The organism is Sphingobium sp. JAI105 (genome assembly GCF_015752145.1).
In the GTDB taxonomy this organism is placed as follows: Bacteria; Pseudomonadota; Alphaproteobacteria; order Sphingomonadales; family Sphingomonadaceae; genus Sphingobium; species Sphingobium xenophagum.
In genome coordinates this window covers 2,442,962-2,465,280 of sequence record NZ_JADOUC010000001.1, presented here as the reverse complement: position 1 = coordinate 2,465,280, position 22,319 = coordinate 2,442,962, and the positions used below count along the sequence as shown (strand labels likewise).

The window sequence follows — 22,319 nt, the reverse complement described above, 5'->3', positions numbered from 1 at the left end:
GCGGCCCGGAAAGGCCGCTTCCCTCTATCGTAGCAACAAGGCGTCGGTTCAATAGTTGAACGAGAGGCGCATGCCGACCGTCAGCGGACGGGCCACGACTATCCGGGATACGCTGTAGACCGCATCGCCACTGGTCTGCGCCGCCTTGTCGGTCAGATTGTCGCCGAACAGTTCGACCGACCAGTTGTCCTTCTCCACACCCGCCGACAGGCCGAAGGTCGTATAGCTGTTCAGCTTCGTCCGGTTGGGAAGGATGACGTCGGTATATTTCGATGACGAATGCACCATCTGCGGCATGATATGGGCCCGCAACCCTGTGTCACCCAACTGCCATTCATAACGGGCGCGCAGATTGCCCTGGAAGGACGGGGCATAGGCCAGTTTCTGACCGACCTGCACATAGCTGGTCTGGAGCAGGACTTTCGTGATCTTCGTATCGATGATCGAGAAGCCGCCCGACACCGTCAGACCGTCAACCGCAGCCGGTGCGAATGTGACCTCGCCCTCCACGCCCTTGGTCCAGGCATTGGCCGCATTGTCCGAAAAGAACAGGTTGGAAATGCTGGGATCGAGAATGCTGGTCTGCAGCCCCTTGATATCGACGAAGAAAGCGCTGCCGTTGAACAGCAACTGATTATCGAACAGCTTGGTTTTCCAGCCGATTTCATAGTTCCGGACGTCGTCCGTACCGACCGCATAAGGCACGGTGTAACCGTTGCGGGTCGTGCCGCCGGGCCGGTTTAGGAGCCCCGGACGGAAGCCTTCGGAATAGGTGGCGTAGAACATGACATTTTCGACCGGGGTCAGCTTCACCGTCCCCTTGAAGATGACGCCGGTGGCCTTGGCCTGGTCCGGAATACCGGCAATATCGCCCGAATATTTGACGCTCAGATTGGTGCCGTAAAGCTGGCGATCGACCGAACCCGAACCGAAAGTGGGCGAAATCCTGTTGTTGAAGGAGGAGTTTGCGCTGCCTTCCAGATCGTTGGTCACATTATAATAACGCGCGCCGAAGGTCGCGGTCAGAAGGTCCGGCACGACATCGAAGCTGGCTTCGCCGAAAATGCCAAACTGCCTGTCACTGCGCTTCACATCGTTACGGAAAATGACGCCTGCCGGGAACGGCCCCGGATCGCTGAAATAACCCGGTCCGGCATTGCCGATCAGACCCGTGACCGATGTATTGGTCAGCGGGTAGTTTGGCAGGAAGCCCGGCGTGACCCCATCGGCGCCCAGGGCGCGGATCGATCCCTGATAGTTGAAGTCGTTGCGTTCCTTGAGAATCTGGTTGCTGAAGAAGCCGCCCGCCGTGACCCGGAAGCGATTTTCAGCCGGGGTATTGAACCGCAATTCCTGCGTGAAGCTCTTCAATTTCGACTTGGACGTCACGAAAAGATTTGGCGGCTGGCAGGTGCCGGTCGGGTTCATGCCACCATAATAGACCGTGGTGTCGCAGACATAATAGGGAATGTAGGGACCAACGAACAAATAGTCGGTATAGTCGACCCGCTGGTTGGTTTCACGTTCCGTATAGGCGCCGGAATATACCATTTCGAGCGCGCCGAGACGGCCTTCGACAGTCCACGCCGTGTTGCTGAAATTATCCTTGGTCTTGTCCTGCTCAAAGCGCTCGATCTTGTATTCGCCAAGGGTCGGATCCTCGGAAAATACGCCATCCGTATCAAGACCCTGGCGGCTATGCGCGACCTTGAGCGACCAGTCGGGCGCGAATTTCCACAAGGCCGTCACGCGGAAACCGCGATAGTCGGCGTCGTTGAAATTATCCTCCACCAGACCGCTATTGTCCGCCTGAAGGAAGGTGACGCCAGACAGGTTGGCGCCGCCCTGGCCGGTCGCCTGATTGCCGACCAACGTGCCGTTCTGACGGAGATCGGTAGCCCTGCGGAACCGTCCGCTCTGGGCAACGCTGCGCGTGCCCCGGACGTTGTCGATATAGCCGCCCTGATGATCGAGATAGGCGACCGCACGTACCGCGAAATTATCCGCAACGGGAATATTGACGACGACCTGGGCATTGTTGCTCATGTCACCGCCCTTGGTGAAGGATACACCAGCCTGGGCGCGGCCTTCAAATTCCCCGATTTTGGGCTCGTTGGTGATGAAGCGAACGACGCCGGCCTGGCTACTCGCGCCGAACAGGGTGCCCTGCGGACCCGCAAGCACTTCGACGCGGGCAAGATCGGCCGCATAGACGTCAAGGTTGCGCCCCGGTTGGGACAAGGGTTGTTCGTCCAGATAGGTGGCGACGTTGGGTGCAAGGCCCGATACACCAGCGGTCGTCAGGTTCGGCGTTGTCGAGGCGAGACCGCGAATGTAAATCGTATTCTGGCCCGGACCGCCACCGCCCGCCGTTACGTTGGGCATCTGCGCGATGATGTCGGCCGTGTTGGCGACCCCCAGTTGGGCCAACGTTTCGTTGCCCATTGCCTGGACGGCGACGGCGACCTTCTGCATGCTTTCGCTGCGCTTGGTGGCGGTAACGACGATTTCCGCAACGCCGGATCTGGGGGATGCGTCGTCACCCCCTTCGTCCTGAGCAAAGGCGGGTATCGCAACCATATGTGAAGCGATGATCGCGATGAAAGAGGTAGCCCCGAATAGCGTCTTCATACAATCCCCCATCTAAGGATAGAATATTATTTTATGAATTTTTTCGACCTTAAATTCGCTAATTATCACAGAATATTCGACGACCAGTATTTGCCCGGAATAAAGTCCGGACAAATCTGTCATTTTACTGTCGCTTAACTGTGCAAATTTAACGATATGCACGAATAAATCTTATAAATTTTGGAACAAATTAAAGATTCAAATCATTTCGCATTTGATCTGCCTATCCCAGGAAGATCATCGGATATTTGGAGTGTCTCGGAGCATGATCCCCTGACAGGGTAACTGCGTGAATGGATGCGCCATCGCTCTTGAAGATTTGCGTCATTCTTGACATCCGGCCGGCCACAGCCTGGCTCTTCACTATGTCGATTCTTCAAACGGCACCTTACACCCCATAGCGGACGGCGATCCGGTTTAGCCATGTCGTTTAGCTGCGACGCGGATGACGCAAACATACTGTCTCATTCGTCACCACCGCATGATGATGCGCAATCAACATTGGAGGGATGGCGTGACGCGCTTTTCTTGGACATCGCTGCTCACCAACGCGCTGACCGGCCACAAGAACTGGGACCAGCAATGGCCGGACTCAGAACCGAAGGCTGAATATGACGTCGTTATCGTGGGTGCGGGCGGGCATGGGCTGGGCGCCGCCTATTATCTTGCCAAGGAACATGGCGTCACCAACGTCGCGGTGATCGACAAGGGTTGGCTTGGCGGCGGCAATACCGGCCGCAATACGACCATCATCCGGTCCAATTATCTCTATGACGAAAGCGCCGCGCTCTACGAACATGCCATGAAGCTGTGGGAAGGGCTGTCCCAGGAACTGAATTACAACGTCATGTTCTCGCAGCGGGGCGTGATGATGCTGGCGCACAACGTCCATGACGTGCAAAGCTTCAAGCGGCACATTCATTCGAACCGACTGAACGGCATCGACAATGAATGGCTGACGGCTGAGCAGGCAAAGGCATTCTGCCCTCCGCTCAACATTTCGCCCGATGCGCGTTATCCGGTGGTGGGCGCCGCGCTTCAGCGGCGCGGCGGCGTCGCCCGCCATGACGCGGTCGCCTGGGGCTATGCACGCGGTGCAGCTGCGCGCGGCGTCGACATCATCCAGAACTGCCCGGTCACGGCGATCCGCCGCGACGCGACCGGCAAGGTCATCGGCGTGGAAACCGCGCGCGGTTTCATACGGGCGAAGAAGGTGGCGGTGTCGGCGGCTGGCAATACGTCAGTCGTGATGGATTCGGCCAATGTCCGCCTGCCGCTTGAAAGCTATCCGCTCCAGGCGCTGGTATCGGAGCCGGTCAAGCCGATTTTCCCGTGCGTCGTCATGTCCAACACAGTCCACGCCTATATCTCGCAATCCGACAAGGGCGAACTGGTGATCGGATCGGGCACCGATCAATATGTGTCCTACAGCCAGCGCGGCGGCTTGCCGCTGATCGAGCATACGGTCGCGGCAATCTGCGAAGTGTTTCCGATCTTCAATCGCATGAGGATGCTGCGCAAATGGGGCGGCATCGTCGATGTGACGCCGGATCGCTCGCCGATTATCGGCAAAACCCCGGTGCCGGGCCTCTACGTCAATTGCGGTTGGGGCACCGGCGGGTTCAAGGCGACACCGGGTTCGGCCAATGTCTTTGCCCACACTATCGCTCGCGACGAGCCGCACCCGATCAACGCGCCTTTCACGCTGGAGCGCTTCAAGACCGGCCGACTGATCGACGAAGCGGCGGCCGCCGCGGTCGCGCACTAAAGACGGAGCGCAGCAGATGCTTCTCATCCATTGCCCCTATTGCAATGCCGAACGTCCCGAAGTGGAGTTTGCCTATGCGGGCGAGGCGCATATCGCGCGCCCGACCGACCCTTCGCAGCTCGACGACGATCAATGGCGCGACCATCTTTACATACGCTCAAACCCGCGCGGCCTGCATTATGAACGCTGGCGCCATATCCATGGCTGCGGGCGCTTCTTCAATGCGGCCCGCGACACCCTCAGCGACAAGTTCGTAACGACATACAAGGCCGGTTTGCCCCGTCCGCAGATCGTGCAAAGCGAGGATACCCCGTGACCAACCATCGCATCGCAGGCAAGGGCCGGGTAGACCATGGTCGGCCGGTCCATTTCACCTTCAACGGCACCCGCTATGAAGGGTTTCAGGGCGATACGCTCGCTTCCGCCCTGCTGGCCAACGGCGTTCATCTGGTGGGTCGGTCGTTCAAATATCACCGTCCACGCGGCATATTGGCGGCAGGGTCGGAGGAGCCGAACGCGCTGGTCGGCGTGACGCACGGCCCCGGCCGATTCGAACCCAACACCCGCGCCACGGTGCTGGAAATCTCGCAGGGGCTGTCGACCAATAGCCAGAATCACTGGCCTTCGCTCAAGCGCGACATAGGCGCAGTCAACGACGCGGCCTATATGCTGTTCTCGGCGGGCTTCTACTACAAGACCTTCATGTGGCCTAAGTCCTTCTGGAACAAGGTTTACGAGCCGTTCATCCGGGGTGCGGCGGGCCTTGGCGTGTCGCCGACGCAGCCGGATCCCGACACCTATGCCAGCCGCCATATCCATTGCGACGTGCTTGTGGTCGGTGCAGGGCCAGCGGGGATCGCCGCCGCCCTTTCCGCCGGTCGCAGCGGCGCAAAGGTCATCCTGCTCGACGAACAGGCGGAATTTGGTGGTTCGCTGCTGTCTGAAACCGACGCGAGCATTGACGGGCGTTCGGGCTGGGACTGGCTGACCATGGCGATGACCGAGCTTGCCGCACTGGACAATGTAACCCTGCTCCCACGCACGACCGCCATTGGCTATTATCACCAGAATTTCGTCGGCCTGTGCCAGCGCCTGACCGACCATCTGGCCGATGTTCCGCAGGGTACGCCGCGCGAACGCATGTGGAAGGTTCGTGCAGCGCAGGTGGTACTGGCGCAGGGCGCGATCGAGCGTCCGCTGGTTTTCCACGGCAACGACCGGCCAGGCGTGATGCTGGCGGGTGCAGCCCGCACATATCTCAATCGCTACGGGGTTAAGGTGGGGCAAAGCGCCCTGGTCGTGACCACGCATGACAGCGCCTGGCTGGCCGCTTTCGATCTGGCGAAGGCGGGGGGCAAGGTTGTCGCCATCGTGGACCTGCGCCCCAACATCTCCTCCCATCTGCGCGCAAAGGCGGATTCGCTGGGGATCGAGGTGCTGGCGGGCTGGACCGTTACCGGCACCAGCGGCCGGCTGCGGATCAAGTCGGCACGGGTGCGCCCTGCCGACCCGACAGCCGGCGGCGCGCGTACCATCGCATGCGACGTGCTGATGATGAGCGGTGGCTGGACGCCCAGCGTCCATCTTTTCTCGCACACCAAGGGCAAGCTCAACTGGCATGAGGAAGAGCAGGCTTTCCTGCCGGGCGAACATGCCGAAGCCAGCCGCACCGTCGGCGCAGGCAATGGCAGCTTCGGCCTGGCCAAGGCGCTGGCAGAAGGGGCCGAGGCCGGAGCCGACGCAGCCTCCGACGCCGGCTATAATGGCCGTTCCGCCCAATATATGGTGGCGGACGAAACCGAGCTGACCGGCATTCGCGTCCGCGAGATGCCGACCGACCAGAATCCGGGCAAGGCGAAAGCGTTTGTCGACTTCCAGAACGACGTGACCGCCAAGGACATCCGGCTGGCGGTGCGCGAGGGCTTCAAGTCGATCGAGCATGTCAAGCGCTACACCACCAACGGTATGGCAACCGACCAGGGCAAGACGTCGAACATCAACGGCCTGGCCATCGCCGCGGACGCTGTGGGTGCGCCGGTTCCGGCGGTCGGCCTGACGACATTCCGTCCGCCATATACGCCGACGACCTTCGGCGCCTTTGCCGGCTATAACCGGGGCCGCCTGTTCGAAGTGACCCGCAAGACGCCGATCGACGGCTGGGCCGAGGCGAAGGGGGCTGCCTTTGAACCTGTGTCGCTGTGGCGCCGCGCATGGTATTTCCCCCAGGCTGGCGAGGATATGCATGCCGCGGTAGCGCGGGAATGCGCAGCGGTGCGTGCGTCGGTGGGGATTTTCGACGCATCGACCCTGGGCAAGATCGAAATTGTCGGGCCGGATGCTGCGGAATTCATGAACCGCATGTACACCAACCCCTGGACCAAGCTCGCCCCCGGCCGCTGCCGTTACGGCCTGCTGCTGGGCGAGGACGGGTTCATCCGCGACGACGGCGTGATTGGCCGTATGGCGCCGGACCGATTCCACGTCACCACGACGACTGGCGGCGCAGCGCGCGTGCTCAACATGATGGAGGATTATCTCCAGACCGAATGGCCCGATCTCAAGGTCTGGCTCACCTCCACGACCGAACAATGGGCCGTCATCGCGCTTCAGGGTCCGAACGCCCGCCGCCTGCTGGAACCACTGGTCGAGGGCATCGACCTGTCGGACGATGCCTTCCCGCATATGGCGGTGGCCGAAGGGCACATCTGCGGCGTGCCGACCCGCCTGTTCCGGGTGAGCTTCACCGGCGAGCGGGGCTATGAGGTGAACGTCCCCGCCCGCTATGGCCGCGCCATTTGGGAAAAGCTGTTTGCCGACGGTCAGGCCTATGGAATCACACCCTATGGCACAGAGACCATGCACGTCCTGCGCGCGGAGAAGGGCTATATCATTGTCGGCCAGGATACGGACGGCACGCTGACCCCCGACGACGCCGCGCTCGGTTGGGCGATCGGCAAAGCCAAGCCTGACTTCGTCGGCAAGCGATCCCTCACCCGCCCCGATATGCTGAAGAAGGACCGTAAACAGCTGGTCGGGCTGCTGACTGACGATCCCATGATGGTGCTGGAAGAAGGCGCGCAGATCGTGTTTGATCCGAACCAGCCCATTCCGATGAAGATGGTTGGCCACGTAACGTCCGCCTATTGGAGCGCCAGCCTCAATCGCTCGATCGCCTTCGGGGTCGTGGAGGGCGGACATTCGCGCATGGGCGAAACCATTTACATCCCCATGCCCGACCGAACATTGTCCGCGAAAATCACCGGGATGGTCTTTGTCGACCCCGAAAACTCCCGCCTCAACGCATAAGGAAGCGCCATGACGATGCATCCTCATCACCCCTTGAGCGGCGAAGGCATTACGCTCCACAAGCCCTTTCCGTTCACCATCCGGCCGCTTGCGGACAAAGCGCGCTTCAGCCTGCGCATCGACCCGGATCAGCGGATCGCAGCCTCTACCGTTCTGGGCCTCAATCTGCCCGGCAATATCGGCGACGTAGCATATGCCGGCGAAAAGACGGCCGTGTGCCTTGGTCCCGACGAATGGTATGTGACCGTTCCGGTTGCGGACCAGGCGGAAATCGAGGGCGGCTTCGCCGCGCTTTATGCGCAGCAGCCCCACAGTCTGGTCGATGTCAGCCATCGGGAAGTGAGCATCGGGATCGAAGGCCGCGATGCCGCGCTCGCGCTGCAATCAGCGATCGCCTTTGATGTGGACGCGATGGCGCCTGGCAGCGGTTGCCGAACGATATTCGACGGCAAGGCGCAGATCATTTTGCTCCGCGATGCGAAGGATCGGTTCCAGATCGACGTCTGGCATTCCTTTTCGGAGCATGTGTGGCATTTCCTGCAGGTCGTGGCCCGCGAAATCGAACTCGACATCTAGGCCCTGGATCTAGCCCCTGGCCCTGTCGATCGGACCAGTAGGACAGACTGCACTTTTTCATTCGCGCGATTTCCGAGCCGGTACTCCATTGGCTGAAATCGCTCCTGACCATGCTATTTTCGGAGATGTCGATATGACGCAGAGCACGTCCCATGCAGGCATGAAAGATCGTGCCGTTGCGGAAGCCATCGAACGCGAACTGGGTCGCCAGAAGGACCAGATCGAACTGATTGCATCGGAAAATATCGTTTCCGAGGACGTCATGCGGGCGCAGGGATCGGTCCTGACGAATAAATATGCCGAAGGTTATCCTGGCAAACGCTATTATGGCGGCTGCGAATATGTCGATGAAATCGAAACGCTCGCCATTGAGCGGGTAAAACAGCTTTTCGGCGCAGCCTATGCGAATGTTCAACCGCATTCGGGCGCTCAGGCCAACCAGGCCGTGTTCTTCGCCCTGCTTCAGCCCGGCGATCGCATCATGGGCCTCTCGCTTGCCCATGGCGGCCATCTTACCCATGGTTCGCCGGTGACCATGTCGGGCAAATGGTTCGACGTCGTCAGTTATGAAGTACGCGAGTCCGACCAGCGGATCGACTATGACGATCTGCGCGCCAAGGCGCTGGAAACCCGGCCCAAGCTGATCGTCGCGGGCGGCTCCGCCTATCCGCGCGAGATCGACTTCGCGGCCTTCCGCAGCGTCGCAGACGAAATTGGCGCCTATCTGATGGTCGACATGGCCCATGTGGCTGGTCTGGTGGCAGGCGGCGTCTACCCCGACCCGATCCCCCATGCGCATATCGTCACCTCAACCACGCACAAGACGCTGCGGGGGCCACGCGGCGGCATCATCCTCACCAATGACGAAGCGCTAGGCAAGAAGATCAATTCAGCGGTGTTTCCCGGCAATCAGGGCGGCCCACTGATGCATGTCATCGCGGCGAAAGCGGTGGCGTTCGGTGAAGCCTTGCAGCCCGAATTCAAGCTTTATGCCCGCAATGTCCTGAACAATGCCCGCGCGCTCAGCGACACGTTGATCGAAGGCGGCCTGAACATCGTTTCGGGCGGCACCGACAGTCACGTCGTGCTGGTCGACCTGCGCCCCAAGGGCGTCAAGGGCCGCGATGCGGAACATGCGCTGGAACGGGCTGGCCTCACCTGCAACAAGAATGCGATCCCCTTCGATCCTGAAAAGCCCGCAGTCACCTCCGGTGTCCGTCTGGGCACGTCAGCGGGCACGACGCGCGGATTTGGGGAGGCGGAATTCCGTCAGGTCGGCGCGCTTGCGCTGCGCGTGATCGACGCGCTGGCCCGCAACGGTGCGGAAGGCGACCCGGTGGTGGAGGCGGAGGTTCTGGCCGATGTGCAGGATCTATGCCGCCGCTTCCCCATTTACCAATGACCGGGAAGCAGGCAAGCTACACCTGACCTGACATCGACGAGGCCTGCCATGTTTCTAAGCGTCTTCGATGTGTTCAAGATCGGCATCGGTCCCTCATCCTCTCATACGATGGGGCCGATGACGGCGGCGGTCGCCTTTCTGGACCTGCTGCGGCAATCCGCGGCATCGCAGAGGGCGGTTCGGATTCGGGCAACGCTTTATGGTTCGCTCGCCTTCACGGGCAAGGGCCATGCCACGGACCGGGCCGTCACGCTCGGCCTGCTGGGATGGCTGCCAGCGGATCTCGACATGGAACGGGCCGAAGCGGAACTGGCGGACCTCAGGGAAACCACCACGTTGCGCCTGCCCGGCCTGCCCAGTCTGGCCTTCGATCCAGCAAAGGACGTCATCTTCGACTATGGCCCTCCCCTGCCCGGCCATGCCAACGGCATGATCCTGTCCGCCATGGACGAAACCGGCGATCCGGTATTGAGCGAGACTTATTATTCCATCGGTGGCGGTTTCGTCGTCAGCGCGGCGGAACGCAACGCGCCGCGGCAGACGGCCGCCGAAGAAGTCGCGGACTGGCCGTTTCCGTTCGAAAATGCCGCGGCGATGTTGCGGATGGCGGATGCCAGCGGCCTGTCCATCGCCGAAATGAAGCGCCGTAACGAAGCGGTCTCACGCGACGAGGCCGATGTCGAGGCGGGCGTGGCGCGCATCTGGTCGGTCATGAACGGATGCATCGAGCGCGGGTTGAGGCAGGACGGTGAGCTGCCTGGCGGCCTGCGCGTCAAGCGTCGCGCCGCCCATATTCACCGCCAATTGATGGAAGAGCGCAAGTCCAACTCCATCCAGCCTCATGCCTCGTCCGACTGGCTCAGCGTCTATGCCATGGCCGTGAACGAGGAAAATGCGGCGGGCGGCAAGGTCGTGACGTCGCCGACCAACGGCGCGGCGGGCGTGGTGCCATCGGTGCTGCGCTATTATCTGGATCATTGCCTGGGAACGGACCCGTCGAAAGTCTCCGACTTCCTGCTGACCGCCGCGGCGATTGGCGGGCTGATCAAGCATAACGCCTCCATTTCCGGCGCGGAAGCAGGCTGTCAGGGAGAGGTTGGATCAGCGGCGGCCATGGCGGCGGCGGGGCTGTGCGCCGTATTGGGCGGTACGCCGCAACAGGTTGAAAATGCCGCGGAGATCGCGCTGGAACATCATCTGGGCATGACCTGCGATCCGGTTGGCGGACTGGTTCAGGTGCCCTGCATCGAACGCAACGGCATCGGCGCGACAAAAGCTGTCGCGGCGGCTTCCCTGGCGCTGCGCGGCGATGGTTCGCATTTCATGCCGCTCGACAATTGCATCGAGGCCATGCGGCAGACCGGCGAGGAAATGAGCACGAAATTCAAGGAAACGAGCCTGGGCGGCCTTGCCGTCAATCTGCCCGAATGCTGACTAAAGCCGGTTAGCCCCGCGACATGGCGCATTTGTAATTGCCTGCGTCGCAGTCATGATGGCCCCCGGCGAACCAGAATGCTCCTCTTTGCAGCAAGCCGACGAGTCGATCCACGACGGAAGGAACCAGCCGGAAATTCGAACATCTCGTCGCGACCAAAAGTACGAAGCAGAGAGGATAAGGATATGAGCAAGAACCGAGGTGTGGTGTATCTGGAACCGGGCAAGGTCGCGGTACAGGACATTGCTGATCCGAAACTCGAGGCGCCGGATGGCCGCCGTATCGACCATGGCGTCATTCTGAAGGTCTTGTCGACGAATATCTGCGGTTCCGACCAGCATATGGTGAGAGGCCGCACGACGGCCCAGCAAGGGCTGGTGCTGGGTCATGAGATTACCGGCGAAGTGATCGAAAAGGGCAGCGATGTCGAAATGCTGGAAATCGGCGACATCGTATCCGTGCCGTTCAACGTGGCGTGCGGTCGTTGCCGCACGTGCAAATCGCAGGACACGGGCGTCTGCCTGACCGTCAATCCTGCGCGGGCGGGTGGTGCCTATGGCTATGTCGATATGGGCGGATGGATCGGCGGACAGGCGCGCTACGTCATGGTGCCCTATGCCGACTTCAACCTGCTGAAATTCCCCGATCGCGATCGGGCGATGGCAAAGATTCGCGACCTGACGATGCTGTCCGACATTTTGCCGACCGGCTTCCACGGCGCGTTGCGTGCGGGCGTCGGGGTCGGCTCGACCGTCTATATCGCGGGCGCGGGTCCGGTGGGTCTTGCCGCCGCTGCATCGGCGCAGATCTTGGGCGCGGCGGTCGTGATGATCGGCGATTTCAACAAGGATCGCCTGGACCACGCCGCCAAGGTCGGCTTCACGCCCATCGACTTGTCGCAGAGCGACCGGCTTGGCGATCTGGTGGCGGAGGTCATCGGCACCGACGAAGTGGACAGCGCAATCGACGCCGTTGGTTTCGAGGCACGCGGCCATACGGGCGGAGAACAACCCGCCATCGTCCTTAACCAGATGATGGAAATCACCCGCGCGGCCGGATCGATCGGCATTCCGGGCCTCTATGTGACGGAAGATCCCGGCGCTGTCGACAATGCGGCAAAGCAGGGTAGCCTGTCATTGCGGTTCGGGCTGGGCTGGGCAAAGGCGCAGTCTTTCCACACCGGCCAGACGCCCGTGCTCAAATATAACCGGCAACTGATGCAGGCGATTCTGCACGATCGTCTGCCGATCGCCGACATCGTCAACGCGCGCGTCATCTCACTGGAGGATGCGCCCCAAGGATATGAATCATTCGATCACGGCGCGGCAACCAAATTTGTTCTTGATCCGCACGGACTGCTCAACGCCGCATGATCTATCCTGCGCTCCTGATCGGCCTGTTCCGATTGCGGCGCGAGGGTTGAAAAAGTGACAAATCCGGTCGGCCTCCGAAACATGTCGGGGGCCGAAACCGGCATAGTGAATTCATTCGGCAGCATAACGAATTGGGGGCGTGGTGATGTTCCGGTTTATCATAAATCCACCGGTGTTTTTCGGATCGGTGAGCATCATTCTGCTCCTGCTGGGGGTCGGCGCCTTTTTCCCCCATCAGGCGGAGGCCCTGCTGTCGGACGTCGAAGCGCGGGTTCTGGCCGAAGTAGGCTGGTTCTATCTGCTGGCCGTCGGGATTTTCCTGTTCTCGGTCACGATCCTGTGCATCAGCCGTTACGGCAATCTGAAACTTGGCCCGGACGATTGTGAGCCTGACTTCCGTTTCGGGTCCTGGGTCGCGATGCTGTTCGCAGCGGGCAAGGGCATCGGCCTGATGTACTATGCCGTGGCCGAACCCATGATGCATTATGCAGCGCCGCCTGACGCCGATCCTATGACGATCGCCGCGCAGAAGGATGCGATGAGCATCACCTTCTTCCATTGGGGCATTCATGCATGGTCGATCTATTCCGTGGTCGGCCTTTCGCTCGCCTATTTCGGCTATCGCTACAATCTGCCGCTGACGATTAGGTCTGGCCTGTACCCTCTCCTTAAAGAGAGAATTCGTGGTCGGATCGGCGACGCGGTAGACATTTTCGCTATCTGCTGCACCGTATTTGGACTTGCGACATCGCTTGGTCTGGGCGTGCAGCAAGTCAATGGTGGCCTCAATTATCTGTTCGGCCTGCCGATGACCATTCCGATTCAGGTGGTGCTGATCGTCATCATCTCGACCATTGCCACGCTGTCGGTGCTGTCGGGCCTTTCCAAGGGCATCAAATTGCTGAGCGAGATCAATATCATTCTCGCACTGGGCCTGATGCTGTTCGTCCTGATTGCGGGGCCGACCATCCAGCTGATGCGTGATCTGGTCCAGAATATGGGGCTCTATCTTACCTCCTTCGTGCCCCGCACCTTCAACATCTACGCCTATGAGCCCAAGCCCTGGATCAACGCATGGACGCTGTTCTATTGGGCATGGTGGATCAGCTGGGCGCCCTTCGTCGGCATGTTCATAGCGCGCATTTCGCGCGGCCGGACAGTGCGCGAATTCATTCTGGCCGTCCTGCTCTTGCCCACCGTCTTCACCTTCATCTGGATGACCGTGTTCGGCAACACGGCCCTAATTCTGGATCAAGGCGTGGCCGCAGGCGCGATATCGAAGGCCGTATCGGGCAATGTTTCGATCGCCCTGTTCAAATTCTTCGAATATTTGCCCTGGGCCACTGCGACGTCGGCGCTGGCCGTGTTCATGGTGGGCATCTTCTTCATCTCGTCCCAAAGCTCCGGCTCGCTGGTGATGGACATCATCGGATCGGGCGGCAAGACGCAGACCACGACCTTGCAGCGGCTGTTCTGGTGCGTGCTGGAAGCATTGGTCACGATCATTCTGCTGATCGCGGGCGGCCTGGCCGCGCTGAAGGCGGCGACCATCATTGCCGCCCTGCCCTTTGCGCTCGTGATGCTTGTCCTGATCTTTGGCCTGTTCAAGGGCATGAAGGCGGATGTCGCGCAATATGAAGTCGGCCACGGCCGGTCGCGCGGCGCTCCCTCTTTCGCGCCCGAACCCACTTGGCAGGCCCGGCTCGCGCTGGCGCTCCATACGCCCAAACAGGCGGATGTGGCCGACTTTATCGGCAAAACCGTGCTTCCTGCGCTGGAAGCGGTGGCAGCGGAGCTCACCCGTAGCGGTCGCACCGCGTTCGTTTCCAGTGAGGATGGCGCAATATGCCTGAATTCGGCCACGCCCGACTGCCGCGGTTTCCTGTATGGGGTCCGGCCGGGGTCTCACAAGCTGCCGATATTCTCACCCATTGAGGCGGCGAACATCAGCGAACGGCATGAGGCGCGGACCTTCTTTTCGGACGGAAGCCGGGGATATGACATTATGGGCATGTCGCAGGAACAGGTCATTGCGGACATATTGGCCCAGTTCGAACGCTATCTGGCGGTGTCCTGCTCGCCCGATGCCAGTCTGCTGGCCAAGGCGCCCGCACATGGCGGCATCGCCACCGCCTGATCGATCGGAGGCAGGGGTTCGCTCCCTGCCTCCGACACAGCTAAACCAGGTTAGGGAAGCCAGATCGCAGCGCTTGGCCGCCGCCATGCACAGTCAGATCATGGCGGAGTGATCTTTGCCGATCGTGATCCAGTCGGTGTCCGGAATAAACGCTTCGCCCATATCCTCTACCGCAGCACAGTCCAATTCCAGCGGCATCGTGCCAGCCCGGCCCGGCGATGACACCCGGCTCTCGAACGGAGAGTGGCCGAACCTGCGACGGAACATCCGGCTCATATGCGACGAGTCGCAAAAGCCGCATTCCACCGCAATCATGGTGATGGATTTATCCGTTTTTTCAAGGAAATGGCGGGCGATCGACAGCCGCACGTCCATGAAGGCGACTTGGGGAGACATGCCCAGACTTGTCTGAAACCGGCGTTCCAGCTGTCTTTTGCTCTTGCCCATCCTGCGGGCGATTTCCGCCACAGACAGCGGCGCATCGATATTCTGCTGCGTAATCAGCAGGGCACGGCGAACGATGGGATCCTGCGTCTTGAACTGGAGAGGAATGCCCGGCTGGGGCTTTTCAGCATTCAGCGCATCGTCGATGATCATGATGTGCAGGCTTTTGCTGGCCTGCGCACGGCCGATATGCTTTTCGACAAGATAGGCCGCGAGATGAGCGGAACTGGCCCCGCCCGAACAGGTCAGCCTGTCCCTGTCGACGATGAATATCTGATCGGCGACCGGTTCAAGACCATCGAACTGTTCCAGAAAATCGCGGTGATGGAACCAGCTGACGCAGCATTTATAGCCCTTGAGGACGCCTGCTTCGTGCAGGATGAAGGCGCCGGTGCAAATACCCACCAATGGTATCCCCGCGGCCGCAGCCTTCCTGAGATATTCCAGATAGTCGCTGCCGACATTGCCTATCTCATCCACCAGGCCGCCGACGACCACGATATAGTCGAACTTGGCGGGATCGCCCAATCGCTCATTGGGTTGAACGGTGACACCGGAACTGGAGGACACCGCCTCCATCGTGTTCGACAATATCTTCCAGTCGCACAATATCTGCCTGCTGCGGTCCCCTTCGTCAGCAGCCAGTCGCAGGACATCGATAAAATTCGCAAATGCGCACAGGGTGAAGCGCCGTGTCAGGATGAAGCCCACAGACAGGCGCGTGCCGTTCGCCTGACGCCGCATCGCGGCGTTCAGCGCTGCCGGAGAACGGGTTTCCGCTTCTCTCGACGACAGAATCATCGCCCGCCTCCCTTTTTATGAACTTTATCTGACATGTCGTAGAGATAGCAAGAAACTGACGCAAATGTTCTTTTCCCCACCAGACTTGCGTCGCAAACCTACTCCTTACTGACGGCATTCCTGAGCGATCCGCAGACTGTCCGGCCGCTCTGTCACGGGAGCGGCTTCCCGGTCCCGGATCAACCGAATGGGAGGTCGCAACGCCTTGATCCATATGGATGTTGGAGAGGATTGCCGAATGAAAGTGGTGGTACCCGTCAAGCGTGTGGTTGATCACAACGTCAAGATTCGCGTCAGAACCGACGGCTCCGGCGTCGACCTGTCCAATGTGAAAATGTCCATGAACCCCTTCGACGAGATCGCTGTCGAGGAAGCCGTGCGCCTGAAAGAGGCGGGCGCGGTAGATGAAATCATTGCGGTGACCGTCGGCTCCGCTCAGGCGCAGGACGTATTGCGCACGGCGCTCGCCATGGGGGCCGATCGCGCCATCCTCATCAAGAGTGAAGGGCCGGTAGAGCCACTCGATGTCGCAAAATTGCTGAAAGGGGTGGTCCTGGCCGAAGCGCCCCGCCTGGTATTGCTCGGCAAACAGGCGATCGACGATGATGCCAATCAAACAGGACAGATGCTCTCGGCGCTGCTTGGCTGGTCCCAGGCAACCTTCGCCTCGCAGGTGGCGTTGAACGGCGACCATGCGCAGGTGACCCGTGAAGTCGATGGCGGCCTTCAGGTGATTGACGTCAGCCTGCCGACCATCGTCACCGTCGATCTGCGCCTCAACGATCCACGCTATGCCTCCCTTCCCAACATCATGAAGGCGAAGAAGAAGCCGATCGAGGAAAAGGCCCCCGCCGATTACGGCGTCAATGTCGATGCAAGACTGAAAATCCTCAGGACCGACGAACCTGCCGCGCGCGCGCCCGGCATCAAAGTCGGCAGCATCCCTGAGCTTATCGAAAAGCTCAAGAACGAAGCCTGCGTCCTTTAATCCGGATTGGAGCAACCTCCATGACCATTCTTCTTTTCGCCGAACATGACAATATCAGCCTGTCCGAACAGACGGCACGCGCGCTGACGGCGGCGGCCCGGATCGGCGGGGACATCGACATAGTAGTTGCCGGGAAGGGAGCCCAGGCGGTCGCGCAAGAGGCGGCCCGCCTTGACGGCGTGCGCCGGGTGCTGCTCGCGGAATGCGACGCTCTGGAACATCGGCTGGCAGAACCCACCGCCGCGCTGCTCGTATCGCTGGCGCGGAATATGACGTCGTGATCGCTCCGGCGACCACGACGGGCAAGAATGTCCTGCCGCGCGTCGCGGCGCTTCTGGACGTGATGCAAGTCTCCGAAATCGTGGAAGTCGTTGCAGCCGACACATTCAAGCGCCCGATCTACGCCGGCAACGCGATCCAGACCGTGCAGACGAGCGATGCCAGGACGGTCATCACCGTCCGCACCGCCAGTTTCCCGCCGACAGGAACGCAGGACGCCTCCGCGCCGATCCAGATTGTGGAGAGCGTCGGGAACGCGGGCCTTTCACGTTTCGTCGAAAACCGCTTCGCGCGCAGCGAACGGCCCGAACTGGGGTCGGCGCGGATCGTCGTTTCCGGCGGGCGTGCGCTGGGGTCCGAGGAGAAATTTGGTGAAATCATCCTGCCCCTGGCCGACAGGCTGGGTGCCGCGGTCGGCGCATCGCGTGCCGCCGTCGACGCAGGCTACGCATCCAATGACTGGCAGGTGGGGCAGACCGGCAAGATCGTCGCGCCCGACCTCTATATCGCCTGCGGCATTTCCGGCGCGATCCAGCATCTGGCCGGCATGAAAGACGCCAAGGTGATCGTCGCGATCAACAAGGATGAAGAAGCGCCAATTTTTCAGGTCGCCGACTATGGCATCGTCGGCGACATTTTCGACCTCGTTCCCCAGTTCGAGCGCCAGCTGTGATGCGGCCCCACACCCTTTCCGAAAAGGAATAATCATGCGTGAAAAAGCCTATATCATTCAGCTGAGCTGCGACGACCAGCCTGGCATCGTTGCCAATGTCACCACCATTATCGCTTCGCTGGGCGCGAACATCCTGGAATCCAATCAGTTCTGGGACCGACAGGCAGATCATTTCTTTCTGCGCATCGCCATTACCGTGCCGGCGGAAGTGACACGCGAAGCCGTTGCGCGCGCGCTGGAGCCTTCGATCGACCGTTTCAAGCTCGACCTCAAGGTAACGGATGTCGATCAGCGTCCCAAGATCATCATCATGGTATCCAAATTCGACCATGCGATGCATCACCTGCTTTATCAGATAAAGGTAAACTGGCTCAATGCTGAAGTCGTTGCGATCGTGTCCAATCACGAAGCATCGCGGGCGGCAGCGGAAATCGAAGGCATAGCCTATTATCACTGGCCGGTGACCAAGGAGAACAAGGCGGAGCAGGAAGAGAAGCTGCTTAACCTGGTGTCCGAAACCGGCGCTGAACTGGTGGTGCTGGCCCGCTACATGCAGGTTCTGTCCAACGAACTGTCCAGCAAGCTGTTCGGCAAGATTATCAACATCCACCACAGCTTCCTGCCCAGCTTCAAGGGCGCCAAGCCCTATCATCAGGCGCATGAGCGCGGCGTCAAGCTGATCGGTGCGACGGCGCATTATGTGACGCCTGACCTGGATGAAGGCCCGATCATCGAACAGGAAACCCAGCGCGTCAGCCACAGCCTGACCAGCGAGGATTTCGTCGCCACGGGTCGCGACATCGAATCGCGGGTGCTGGCGCGGGCGGTCAAATATCATCTCGAAGGGCGCGTGATGCTCAACAGCCACCGCACGGTGGTCTTCACCCCCTGAAGATGCTCGCCGGGCCGAGCAAGAGCGTTGATCAGCAGGGAACATAATCGATGACGAAGATCATTGACGGAAAGGCATTCGCGGAAGGATTGGGCGCGAAGATTTCCCAATCCATCCCGCATTTTGCAGAACAGACGGGTCGGCGTCCGGGTCTGGCCGTCGTTCTGGTTGGCACCGACCCCGCCAGCGAAATCTATGTCCGCAGCAAGGGCCGGATGGCTCGCAAACTGGGCATGGAAAGCTTTGAGCATATACTCGATGAAGGCGTGTCGCAGGAAGAATTGCTGGCGCTGGTTGGACGACTCAACGCCGATGACAGCGTCGACGGCATTCTGATCCAGCTTCCCCTGCCCGGCCATCTCGATTCGCTTGAACTGGTGTCGGCGATCGACCCCGCCAAGGATGTCGACGGCCTGCATCCGGTCAGCGCGGGCCTGCTCGCTTCCGGCCTGCCCGGCCTTGTATCCTGCACCCCGCTGGGATGCCTGATGCTGCTGGAATCCGTGCTCGGTTCGCTTTCCGGCCTCGACGCCATCGTCGTAGGCCGTTCCATTCTGGTGGGGAAGCCGATGGCGCAGTTGCTGCTCGCACGCAATTGCACCGTGACGATTGCCCATTCCCGCACCGCCAACCTGGCAGCCAAGGTCGCGCAGGCCGACATCCTCGTCGCCGCCGTGGGACAGGCGGACATGATCAAGGGCGACTGGATCAAGCCGGGCGCGACAGTCATCGACGTCGGCACCAGTCGCGTCATTCGCGACGGGCAGCAGAAACTGGTCGGCGATGTCGAATTCGCCAGTGCCGCAAAGACGGCCGGCGCCATTACACCAGTGCCTGGCGGGGTCGGCCCGATGACCATCATGACCCTGATGCACAATACGCTTCTGGCCGCCTATCGGCGCAACAGCCTGGCGGACCCGGCGCTATGACCGGCTCCGATTATTCGCGTCCATCCATCATTGCCCCCCATCCCTGACGAAGAGGAATGAAAATGTCTGCATTTCCTGAGAAGGCCCGTATCCTCATCGTCGGTATCGGCGGTATCGTGGGCGCATCGGTGGCCCATCATCTGGTCGAACGCGGCTGGGATGACATTGTCGGCATCGACAAGTCCGGCATCCCCACCGACATCGGTTCGACGGCGCACGCTTCGGACTTCTGCTACGCCACCAGCCATGATTATCTGACGACCTGGACCACCCTCTATTCGGTCGATTTCTTTGAAAAAATGGGTCATTACGCCCGCATCGGCGGGATCGAGGTCGCGCGCGTCGGCGACCAGCAGCGCATGGACGAAATCAAGCGCAAGGTGGCTTCAGGCAAGGCCTTTGGCACCCGCGCGCGGCTGATCAGCCCAGCCGAGATCAAGGAAAAATTCCCCCTTATCGAGGAGGATCTGATCCAGGGCGGCCTGTGGGACCCTGATGCGGGCCTCGTCATCCCCCGTTCGCAGACGGTCGCGGGCAAGCTGGTCGATCAGGCGGTGGACGCAGGCAAGCTCAACATCTTTGCCAATACATCGGCTCTCTCGCTGATCGTCGAGGATGGACGCATCAGGGGCGTCAAGACCACGCGAGGCGAAATCCGCGCCGATCATGTCGTCGTCTGCACCGGCCTTTGGGGTCGCCTGGTCGCGGAAATGGCGGGCGAGGATCTGCCGGTCTATCCGGTCGACCATCCTTTGACTTTTTTCGGCCCGTACAAGGAATTCGAAGGCACCGGCAAGGACATCGGCTGGCCCCTGCTGCGCGATCAGGGCAATTCAGCCTATATGCGCGACACCGGCGATCCCAGGACGGCCGAGGGCGGCCAGATCGAATGGGGCTATTATGAGGAGAAGGCGCCGCGCCTCGTCCATCCGCGCGACCTGCTCGAAAAGGAGTTCGCCCGCCTGTCGCCTTCACAGCGCGATCTGGAGATGGAGGAAGTGCTTGAACCGCTGGAACGGGCGATCGAACTGACGCCTATCCTTGCCGAGTTGGGCTATAATGAGAGCCACAGCTTCAACGGCCTGCTCCAGACCACCACGGACGGCGGCCCATCGATCGGCGAAAGCCAGAAAATCCGCGGCCTTTGGTATGCGGTCGGTATCTGGGTCAAGGATGGTCCGGGCATGGGCAAGCTGGTGGCCGACTGGATCACCGACGGTCGCACCGCCATCGACCATGCCAGCATCGATTACTCCCGCTTCAACCCCTATCAACTGGAAGAATCCTTCATCCGGGCGCGCTGCCTGGAAACGGCGGCCAAGATCTACAACCCGCCCGTCCACCCGCGCGAGCCGTTCGAAGGTGGCCGCAACATCCGCCGTTCGCCCTTCTACGAACGCGAGAAGGAACTGGGCGGCTATTTCATGGAACTGGGCGGCTGGGAACGCGCGCACGGCTATGCCGCCAACGAACATCTGCTCGACAAATATGGCGATCGCATTCCCGAACGAGAAAATGAATGGGACAATCGCCATTTCTGGCGGGTTTCCAATGCCGAGCATCTGGAACTCAGCGAAAATTGCGGCATCATCAACCTGTCGCACTTCCATATCACCGACATTGAAGGGCCAGACCATGTCGCGCTGCTGGAATGGCTTTGCGCGGCGAAGGTCGGCGGCGACAATAATATTGGCAAGGGCATCTACACCCACTTCCTGGACGACGAAGGCAATGTGCGCGCCGACTTTACCGTGATCCGGATGGCGGACCGCGGCCGCCTGATCAACGGCGCGGACGCAGGGCCGCGCGACATCAATTATATGCGCCGTGTCGCGCAGGATAAGGGTTTTGACGTCACGATCACCGATGTGACAGAAAAATATATCACCATCGGCATCTGGGGCCCCAATGCCCGCGAAAATCTGCAGAAGGTGGTCGCTGATCCCGATGGCCTGTTGCCGGAAAATTTCCCGTTCGCCTCCATCAAGCCGATCAGCATCGCGGGCAAGGATGTCGCCGCCTTCCGCATTTCCTATGTCGGGGAACAAGGCTGGGAACTGCACATGGCCTATGAGGATGGCCTGGCGGTGTGGGATGCACTGCGGTCGACCGGAGTCATTGCCGTGGGTGTCGAAACCTATGCCAATTCGCGCCGCCTGGAAAAGAGCCTGCGCCTCCAGAATGCGGACCTGCTGACCCATTACAATCTGCTGGAGGCAGACCTGAATCGCCCCAAGTGCAAGGAAGCCGACTTCCGGGGCAAAGCGAAGCATCTGGAACATCGCGCACGCGCACATCAGCCTGCCAAGCTTTGCACGCTCATCATGACCGACAATATCGATGACAAGGGCGTGGCACGCTATCCGGTCGGGATATTGCCGGTACTTGATCCGCAAACGGGCGAGACCCTGATCGACGAACTGGGCCGCCGTTCCTACACGACCTCGATCGCCTACGGACCGACGATCGGCAAGAATATCGCATTGGCCTATCTGCCATGGTCTTACTGTCAGGAAGGTCGCCAGCTTCAGGTCGAATATTTCGGCGAAATCTATCCGGTGGAGGTCGCTTCCATCGGGTACAAGCCGCTCTACGATCCGGAGAATAAGAAGCCGAAAAGCTGACGCGGTCGGTTCGACACTGCATGGCGCGGCACGACGGTGTCAAAGGCCGCGCCAGCCATTT

The 22,319-nt window shown here is 60.5% G+C and carries 14 protein-coding genes and 1 pseudogene; 13 read left to right on the top strand and 2 right to left on the bottom strand.

The window, feature by feature from the left end:
• Positions 1–48: 48 nt before the first annotated feature.
• Positions 49–2,631, bottom strand: coding sequence for a TonB-dependent receptor (locus IWY39_RS11785; RefSeq protein WP_107125140.1), 2,583 nt, complete (start codon positions 2,629–2,631; stop codon positions 49–51).
• Positions 2,632–3,145: 514 nt separating this feature from the next.
• Between IWY39_RS11785 and IWY39_RS11780 the strand changes: the two genes are divergently transcribed.
• The 8 genes from IWY39_RS11780 (at position 3,146) to IWY39_RS11745 (ending at position 14,628) form a co-directional block, all read left to right on the top strand.
• Entirely contained in the window at positions 3,146–4,399 is a 1,254-nt protein-coding gene (locus IWY39_RS11780) for a sarcosine oxidase subunit beta family protein (RefSeq protein WP_026149435.1), read from the top strand.
• A gap of 16 nt (positions 4,400–4,415) precedes the next feature.
• On the top strand, positions 4,416–4,715 hold the full coding sequence (locus IWY39_RS11775; RefSeq protein WP_107126090.1) for a sarcosine oxidase subunit delta: 300 nt from the start codon (positions 4,416–4,418) through the stop codon (positions 4,713–4,715).
• On the top strand, positions 4,712–7,705 hold the full coding sequence (locus tag IWY39_RS11770; protein WP_107126089.1) for a sarcosine oxidase subunit alpha: 2,994 nt from the start codon (positions 4,712–4,714) through the stop codon (positions 7,703–7,705). The genes IWY39_RS11775 and IWY39_RS11770 overlap by 4 nt, the downstream gene beginning before the upstream one ends.
• Positions 7,706–7,714: 9 nt before the next feature.
• Positions 7,715–8,281, top strand: coding sequence for a sarcosine oxidase subunit gamma (locus IWY39_RS11765; RefSeq protein WP_229380768.1), 567 nt, complete (start codon positions 7,715–7,717; stop codon positions 8,279–8,281).
• Positions 8,282–8,414: 133 nt separating this feature from the next.
• Entirely contained in the window at positions 8,415–9,683 is a 1,269-nt protein-coding gene (gene glyA / locus IWY39_RS11760; RefSeq protein ID WP_026149433.1) for a serine hydroxymethyltransferase, read from the top strand.
• 48 nt (positions 9,684–9,731) lie between these two features.
• Positions 9,732–11,117 (top strand): L-serine ammonia-lyase, encoded by a 1,386-nt coding sequence (locus tag IWY39_RS11755; RefSeq protein ID WP_107126087.1) that lies wholly within the window; start codon positions 9,732–9,734, stop codon positions 11,115–11,117.
• A 186-nt stretch (positions 11,118–11,303) separates the two neighbouring features.
• Positions 11,304–12,491: a formaldehyde dehydrogenase, glutathione-independent gene (fdhA, locus tag IWY39_RS11750; RefSeq protein ID WP_026149432.1), complete on the top strand. Its 1,188-nt coding sequence runs from the start codon at positions 11,304–11,306 to the stop codon at positions 12,489–12,491.
• Between the two features lie 145 nt (positions 12,492–12,636).
• The gene (locus IWY39_RS11745) at positions 12,637–14,628 is read left to right on the top strand and encodes a BCCT family transporter (protein WP_107126086.1); all 1,992 of its coding nucleotides are present in this window, start codon (positions 12,637–12,639) and stop codon (positions 14,626–14,628) included.
• 93 nt (positions 14,629–14,721) lie between these two features.
• Here IWY39_RS11745 and IWY39_RS11740 read toward each other — a convergent pair whose 3' ends face one another.
• Positions 14,722–15,873, bottom strand: a complete 1,152-nt coding sequence (locus IWY39_RS11740) for a GlxA family transcriptional regulator (RefSeq protein WP_107126085.1) — start codon at positions 15,871–15,873, stop codon at positions 14,722–14,724.
• 238 nt (positions 15,874–16,111) lie between these two features.
• Here IWY39_RS11740 and IWY39_RS11735 point away from each other — a divergent pair, with 238 nt between their 5' ends.
• The 5 genes and pseudogenes from IWY39_RS11735 (at position 16,112) to IWY39_RS11715 (ending at position 22,258) form a co-directional block, all read left to right on the top strand.
• Entirely contained in the window at positions 16,112–16,861 is a 750-nt protein-coding gene (locus IWY39_RS11735) for an electron transfer flavoprotein subunit beta/FixA family protein (RefSeq protein ID WP_107126084.1), read from the top strand.
• 20 nt (positions 16,862–16,881) lie between these two features.
• Positions 16,882–17,813, top strand: a pseudogene (locus tag IWY39_RS11730) (electron transfer flavoprotein subunit alpha/FixB family protein).
• A gap of 34 nt (positions 17,814–17,847) precedes the next feature.
• Complete coding sequence (gene purU, locus IWY39_RS11725) at positions 17,848–18,705, top strand: formyltetrahydrofolate deformylase (protein ID WP_107126083.1); 858 nt, start codon at positions 17,848–17,850, stop codon at positions 18,703–18,705.
• A gap of 50 nt (positions 18,706–18,755) precedes the next feature.
• The gene (folD, locus tag IWY39_RS11720) at positions 18,756–19,634 is read left to right on the top strand and encodes a bifunctional methylenetetrahydrofolate dehydrogenase/methenyltetrahydrofolate cyclohydrolase FolD (protein WP_107126082.1); all 879 of its coding nucleotides are present in this window, start codon (positions 18,756–18,758) and stop codon (positions 19,632–19,634) included.
• Positions 19,635–19,696: 62 nt separating this feature from the next.
• Positions 19,697–22,258: a GcvT family protein gene (locus tag IWY39_RS11715; RefSeq protein ID WP_107126092.1), complete on the top strand. Its 2,562-nt coding sequence runs from the start codon at positions 19,697–19,699 to the stop codon at positions 22,256–22,258.
• Positions 22,259–22,319 lie beyond the last annotated feature (61 nt).